This is a genomic window from Phenylobacterium sp., from assembly GCF_044372605.1.
Taxonomy (GTDB): Bacteria; Pseudomonadota; Alphaproteobacteria; order Caulobacterales; family Caulobacteraceae; genus Phenylobacterium.
Window position 1 is genome coordinate 1 of record NZ_JBILRO010000193.1, and the last position, 6,613, is coordinate 6,613.

At 65.1% G+C, this 6,613-nt stretch carries 5 protein-coding genes; 3 read left to right on the top strand and 2 right to left on the bottom strand.

Annotation, left to right across the window (positions count from 1 at the left end):
• Window positions 1-233: 233 nt before the first annotated feature.
• Together ACIQ42_RS14075 and ACIQ42_RS14080 are read right to left on the bottom strand one after the other, a co-directional pair.
• Complete coding sequence (locus ACIQ42_RS14075; RefSeq protein ID WP_397422884.1) at window positions 234-884, bottom strand: outer membrane lipoprotein carrier protein LolA; 651 nt, start codon at window positions 882-884, stop codon at window positions 234-236.
• A 71-nt stretch (window positions 885-955) separates the two neighbouring features.
• A complete protein-coding gene (locus tag ACIQ42_RS14080) occupies window positions 956-3,304 on the bottom strand; it encodes a DNA translocase FtsK 4TM domain-containing protein (RefSeq protein ID WP_397422886.1) in 2,349 nt (782 codons plus the stop codon).
• A gap of 167 nt (window positions 3,305-3,471) precedes the next feature.
• On the opposite strand from ACIQ42_RS14080, the gene ACIQ42_RS14085 reads away from it, so the two are divergent.
• From ACIQ42_RS14085 to dnaK, 3 genes are all read left to right on the top strand, one after another.
• A complete protein-coding gene (locus ACIQ42_RS14085) occupies window positions 3,472-3,882 on the top strand; it encodes a hypothetical protein (RefSeq protein WP_397422887.1) in 411 nt (136 codons plus the stop codon).
• Window positions 3,883-3,935: 53 nt separating this feature from the next.
• A complete protein-coding gene (locus ACIQ42_RS14090; protein ID WP_397422889.1) occupies window positions 3,936-4,397 on the top strand; it encodes a hypothetical protein in 462 nt (153 codons plus the stop codon).
• A 198-nt stretch (window positions 4,398-4,595) separates the two neighbouring features.
• Window positions 4,596-6,503 (top strand): molecular chaperone DnaK, encoded by a 1,908-nt coding sequence (gene dnaK, locus ACIQ42_RS14095; protein WP_397422891.1) that lies wholly within the window; start codon window positions 4,596-4,598, stop codon window positions 6,501-6,503.
• Window positions 6,504-6,613 lie beyond the last annotated feature (110 nt).

Sequence of the window (6,613 nt, forward strand, 5' to 3'; positions counted from 1 at the left end):
GGCGGGCGTCCGGCCAACCTTCCCCGACCAAGAAAGCCCGGACGCCATGGCGGGCGTCCGGGCTGTGTGAGTTGTCTCTGGTGCCGCTGCCGGGAGGGGATAGGTTCCGGTGCGGATTTCGCCTGCGCAACCGGCGCGCCGACGACGTAGTGGTATTATCGCCACATCTTGCAGTTTTGTCAAACGGCAATCGACAAACTCTTGCCTATTGCAGATTTACAACAGTTTTCTGTCTACACCTTTCCCCGACCCAGATTCCTGGGTCGAGGGTCCTTCAAGATAAACAGGGATTTATCGAGTCCCGAAGCGCGCTGAAGGTCCAGAAGCTGAATCCGGGTCGGGCGGCTCTGGGCGTCGGTCACGGTCCAGCCTGTAAGCGCTAATGGGGCGTCGGCGAAGGTCAGGGTGATCGAACCGGCGGTTTCCTTGCGGCTGTCGCGGGCGGTGATCGAGAATCCGTCCGCCATGCGGGTGACGCGCGTTATCGCAACGCCGCGATCCAGCCGGATGCTCTTGGCCAGAAACAGTGACAGCGGCGTTGCGCCGAGCGGGTAGGCGTCGAAGGTTTTCAGCCGATTGTCCTGAACCGAAACCACGCCCCCATCAGACACCACCAGCAGGCCCGAGGGAGGATCATAGGCAAAGCGCGCCTTGCCTGGCCGCTTCAGGAACAGGGCCCCGGTGCTCCTCCGGCCCCGGGCGTCGGTCTGCTCAAACCGCGATGTCGCCTCGGTGAGGCCCTCCAGATAGGCGACCGCGCGCGCGACAAGCGCCTGATCAGCTGGGCCTGACGTCGTCTGGGCCCAGGCCGGTGTCGAAGCAGCCGATGCGGCAAGCAGCAATGCCAGGCGGCGGCGGCTGAAGTCGGAGGAATTGCGGATCATGGGCGCTCCATCTACCGCAATCAGATTGTCACGCCACCACGGCAGCAATGGGGCTCGACACGCGCCCGTCCCTAAGGCGCGGCGCTGACCAGGATTTCGCGCTTGCCGGCGTGATTGGCGGGGCCGACCACGCCTTCCTGCTCCATCCGCTCGATCAGTGAGGCGGCACGATTGTAGCCGATCTGAAGGCGTCGCTGGATGTAGCTGGTGGAGGCCTTGCCGTCGCGGGTAACCACGGACACCGCGCGATCATACAGGTCGTTGCTCTCGCCGTCGCCGCCGCCCAGGCCCAGGTCGCCGTCCTCGCCATCCTCGTCGCCGCCGGCAGTGACCTCGTCCAGATAGCTTGGCGTGCCCTGGTCACGCAGGAACTTGGCCACCGCCTCGACCTCGCCGTCGGATACAAACGGACCGTGCAGACGGGTGATGCGGCCGCCGCCGGCCATATAGAGCATGTCGCCCTGTCCCAGCAGCTGCTCGGCGCCCTGTTCGCCCAGGATGGTTCGAGAATCGATCTTGGAGGTGACCTGGAAGCTGATTCGGGTCGGGAAGTTGGCCTTGATGGTGCCGGTGATGACGTCCACCGACGGCCGCTGCGTGGCCATGATCAGGTGGATACCGGCGGCGCGGGCCATCTGGGCCAGTCTCTGGACAGCGCCTTCGATATCCTTGCCGGCCACCATCATCAGATCAGCGACCTCGTCGATGATCACCACCAGCATGGGCATTGGCTCGGGGCGGATCTTTTCGCTCTCATAGGTGGCGCGGCCGGCGTCGTCGAAGCCGGTCTGCACCGTGCGCTCGAAGTGCTCGCCCTTGGCGATGGCCTCCCGCGCGCGCTCGTTGAACGAGGCTACGTTCCGCACGCCGATCTTGGACATCCGGCGATAGCGGTCTTCCATCTCGCGGACGGTCCACTTCAGCGCGACGATCGCCTTCTTGGGATCGGTCACCACCGGCGCCAGCAGGTGCGGGATACCGTCGTAGACGGAAAGTTCCAGCATCTTGGGATCGATCATGATCAGCCGGCACTGCTCCGGCGTCAGCTTGTAGAGGATCGACAGGATCATGGCGTTGACGCCCACCGACTTGCCCGAACCGGTGGTGCCGGCGATCAACAGGTGGGGCATCTTGGCCAGATCAGCGATATAGGGCTCGCCGCCGATGGTCTCGCCCAGCGCCACGGGCACAACCTGGCCGCCACGCTCATACTCTGGCGCCGCCAGCAGGTCGCGCAGATAGACCGTCTCGCGGCGCTGGTTGGGTAGCTCGATGCCGATGGCGTTGCGGCCGGGCACCACCGAGACACGGGCCGAGGCCACACTCATGGACCGTGCGATATCGTCGGCCAGCGCCACGACCCGTGCCGACTTCACGCCGGCGGCGGGAACCAGTTCGTACAGCGTGACCACAGGACCGGGCCGGATCTGGTCGACCTGTCCGCGAACGCCAAACTCGGCCAGAACATTCTCCAGGAGCTGGGCGTTCTGGCGCAGCGCGCCCTCGTCATACTGGGCCGCGCGGGGCGGCGCCTTGGTCAGCATGGCCAGTTCGGGAAGCCTGAACCCGCCCTCGCTGACAAACTCGAAGGTGCTCTGGGCTTCCTTCTGCTCGCGTACGCTTTCCCTGGAGGATGTCTTCGGCGGCTTGACCTTCAGGGTGGGGCCGTCGCCTGCCGCGACAAACGGTTCCGAGCCGGCGGCTGCGATCTCAGGCTCCGCAGCTTCGGCCGCCTTGCGCCGGGCCGTACGCGCGGCCGGCTCCGGCCGGGCGGCCTTCAGGCGCGGCCTGGGCGCCAGGGTATGGCTGAGTGCGTCGGCCGCAGTGCGAAGATCAAGGCGCGAAAGCCCCAGAGCATAGCCGTATGCCACCAGGCCTGCGACACCCAGCAGGCTGGCCGCGATCGGTGCGCCAAACGGCAGTCGGGCATAGGCCACAACACCGGCCAGGCCACTCAGCAGAGCCTCACCCCAGAAACCGCCCAGCCCCTTGACCAGTGGCCATATGGCCGGCGTCGGCGCGAAGGCCAGGGCGCCCGCCAGAGCCAACAGGCCCAGTCCGCCGAACAGCGCCCGCAGGCGCAAGCGGCCACGCGAGACCTGGGGCTCCGGATCCGCCACGCGGCTCAGGCCGCAAACCACCAGCAGCAGTGCGGCCAGGGCCGCAGCCATGCCGAGTGATTGCAGGCCGATATCGGCCAGAACGGCGCCGCCGCCGCCCAGCGCATTTTCCGGAGCCTGCGCACTGGCGACATTCAGGCTCGGGTCATCGGGATTATAGGTGATGAAAGCGGTCGCCAACGCGACGCCGAACGCAGCCACCAGTCCCCCGCGCAGGCGGGCCGTCGCGGAGTGGCTCCACATGAGCCTCGCGATATGAAGTGCGAGCTCCATACCCGTTTTCCGCGCCACTCGCGCCATTCGCCCGATATCTCCGAATAGATGCCCGACCCTGTTTGACGCAGGGACCGTTAAGCGGGCGTTTACCGTGATCCCGCGCGCTGCCGAATTCGGCGTTCCCCGCTCCGCCGGATCAGATGATTTCATCTCTTCTGAAAAGGCACTAGGCTCGGCCCATGAACTGGACCATGCCCCGCCCCGTCCTGAAGGCCGTCGCTGTCCTGCTGGTGGCCGTCAGTCTTGGCGCCTTTACTCTGGGTGTCGTGACCGCGCCCTCACGGGGACGGCTTCCCGGCGAACGCCTTGACGGCGTAACCGGCCAGCCGATCCAGGCCCAGGACGCCACGCCACTGGTCGATGAACGCATTCAGGGCGCCGCGCCGCCAGTCGAGCTGACCGAAGAAGAAAAGGCGAAACTCGAGGCAGAGAAGCTGGCCAAGGCCGAGGCGCTGGCGCTGGCCAAAGCCGAGGCTGAAAAGGGCGCACCCGCCGGCCCGGCGCCCACGTCGCCAGTCGCGGCCCCCTCGACGCCGGACAGGATCGGCGACGTTCTTGAAAAGGCGCCGGCCGCGGCCAAGCCGGAAGAGCCGCTGTTCTGATGGTGTGGCGGCGAGCGACCTGATCCGTGCCCGATGCGGCTCAAAGAGGTGGTGTGTCCCTGGGGCTGCGCCGTCTCACCGACGGGGAAAGAGCCCTGGCCCGGGAGGTCTTTGGTAGCGGTCTGCGACCTGAGCGCGTCCGGATCCTGAGCATTCCCCTGTGGCGCCGAGCCTTTGTGGCGGGTCCTGGTCTGATCGTATGGCCGGCGCCAAATGCGCGTGCCGATTTTTCGGCAGCGGGCACGCCGCTCGATGAGCAGGCGGTGTTTGTTCATGAGCTCACCCACGTCTGGCAGGCGCAGAACGGTGTTTCGCTGATCATTGGAAAGCTTCGCGCCGGGGACAGCGAGGCGTCCTATCACTATGACCTGATGCGGGGCCCCGCTTTCCAGGCCATGAACATTGAGCAGCAGGCGATGGTGGTCGAGGACGCCTTCAGGCTGTCCCGAGGCGGCCATGCGCCGCATGCGCCGGAGCTTTACGCGGCGATCCAAACGGCCTGGCGACAGGTCTGAATCTCGATCCATGTGCAGGTTGGGGAGATTCACCCTTGCAGGCCCCTCAAATTTCCCCATATCGAGCTTTCGAAGCCGGTTTCCCTGAACGGAAAGCTGGCCAGGACGTAAACGAACCGGGGGCGTCGCTTGTTACCGGGCGCTTCATCAGAAGGCCCACCCGCGCCGTCCGCCAATCAGGAGCATACAGAGCCTATCATGAGCAAGATCATCGGTATCGATCTCGGCACGACCAACTCGTGCGTCGCCATCATGGACGGCAAGACGCCGAAGGTGATTGAAAACGCGGAAGGCGCGCGGACCACCCCCTCGGTTGTCGGTTTCATGGAGGACGGCGAGCGCGTCGTCGGCCAGCCGGCCAAGCGTCAGGCGGTCACCAACCCCACCAACACCTTCTTTGCGATCAAGCGGCTGATTGGTCGCCAGTTCAATGACCCGATGGTCGAGAAGGACAAGGGCATGGTGCCCTATGAGATCGTCAAGGGCCCGAACGGCGACGCCTGGGTGCGTTCGCACGGCAAGGACTATTCGCCCCAGCAGATCTCCGCCTTCACGCTGCAGAAGATGAAGGAAGCTGCCGAGCAGCACCTCGGCGAAAAGGTCGACAAGGCGGTCATCACCGTTCCGGCCTACTTCAACGACGCTCAGCGTCAGGCCACCAAGGACGCGGGCAAGATCGCGGGCCTGGAAGTGCTGCGGATCATCAATGAGCCGACGGCGGCGGCGCTGGCCTATGGCCTCGACAAGAATGAAGGCAAGAAGATCGCGGTCTATGATCTGGGCGGCGGCACGTTCGACGTGTCCGTGCTCGAAATCGGCGATGGCGTCTTCGAGGTGAAGTCGACGAACGGGGACACGTTCCTCGGCGGCGAGGACTTCGACATGCGCATCGTCGACTATCTGGCCGACGAGTTCAAAAAGGAAAACAGCGTCGACCTGCGCAAGGACAAGCTGGCCCTTCAGCGCCTGAAGGAAGAGGGCGAGAAGGCCAAGAAAGAACTGAGCTTCACCACCCAGTACGAGGTGAACCTGCCCTTTATCTCGATGAACGCGTCGGGCCCGCTGCACCTGAACATCAAGCTCAGCCGCGCGAAACTGGAAGCCCTGGTAGAAGACCTGATCATGAAGACCGTCGGCCCCTGCGAACAGGCGCTGAAGGATGCCGGCCTGAAGAAGGGCGACATCGACGAGGTGATCCTGGTCGGCGGCATGACCCGCATGCCCAAGGTGGTCGAAACCGTAAAGGCCTTCTTCGGTCGCGAGCCGCACACGGGCGTGAACCCCGATGAGGTCGTGGCCCTGGGCGCGGCGGTTCAGGCCGGCGTTCTGGGCGGCGAGGTCAAGGACGTGCTCCTGCTGGACGTCACCCCGCTGACGCTGGGCATCGAGACGCTGGGCGGTGTGTTCACGCCGTTGATCGAACGCAACACCACCATTCCGACCAAGCGCAGCCAGACGTTCTCCACGGCGGAAGACAGCCAGTCGGCGGTCACCATCCGTGTGTTCCAGGGCGAGCGGCCCATGGCGGCGGACAACAAGATGCTGGGTCAGTTCGACCTGGTGGGGATCCCGCCGGCGCCGCGCGGTGTGCCGCAGGTGGAGGTCACCTTCGACATTGACGCCAACGGCATCGTCAACGTTCAGGCCCGCGACAAGGCCACCAACAAGGAACAATCGATCCGGATCCAGGCCAACGGCGGGCTTTCCGACGCCGATATCGAGGCCATGGTCAGGGAAGCCGAGACCAACAAGGCCGACGACGAGAAGCGCAAGGCCGCGGTCGAAGCCAAGAACCAGGCCGACGCCGTCCTGCACTCCTCCGAAAAGGCGCTGGCGGAGCATGGCGACAAGGTCGCAACGGATGAGAAGGACGCCATCCAGGCGGCCATCGACGACCTCAAGGGTTCACTGGAAAGCGGTGACGCGGACCTGATCTCGACCAAGACCCAGACGCTGATCCAGGCTTCGATGAAGCTGGGTGAGGCCATGTACAAGGCGCAGCAGGCCGAGGGTGAAGGCGGCGAGGCCGAGCCCGGCGCGGCGTCTGACGATGTTGTTGACGCCGAGTTCGAGGAAGTCGACGCCGACGGAAAGAAGTCGGCCTGATGAAATCCCCTGCGGCGGCGAGCGCGCAAAGCGGTTCGTTCGCCGCAGGGTCTCTCGGGATCAGGATGTGCGGGTCGTCCGCCTTCCAGCAACACAACTGATCGTCTGAC

Excerpts from the sequence above, each read along its gene's own strand:
- dnaK (WP_397422891.1), top strand. The coding sequence starts at position 4,596 with ATGAGCAAGATCATCGGTATCGATCTCGGCACGACCAACTCGTGCGTC.
- ACIQ42_RS14085 (WP_397422887.1), top strand. The coding sequence starts at position 3,472 with ATGCCCCGCCCCGTCCTGAAGGCCGTCGCTGTCCTGCTGGTGGCCGTC.
- ACIQ42_RS14075 (WP_397422884.1), bottom strand. The coding sequence starts at position 884 with ATGATCCGCAATTCCTCCGACTTCAGCCGCCGCCGCCTGGCATTGCTG.
- ACIQ42_RS14080 (WP_397422886.1), bottom strand. The coding sequence starts at position 3,304 with ATGGCGCGAGTGGCGCGGAAAACGGGTATGGAGCTCGCACTTCATATC.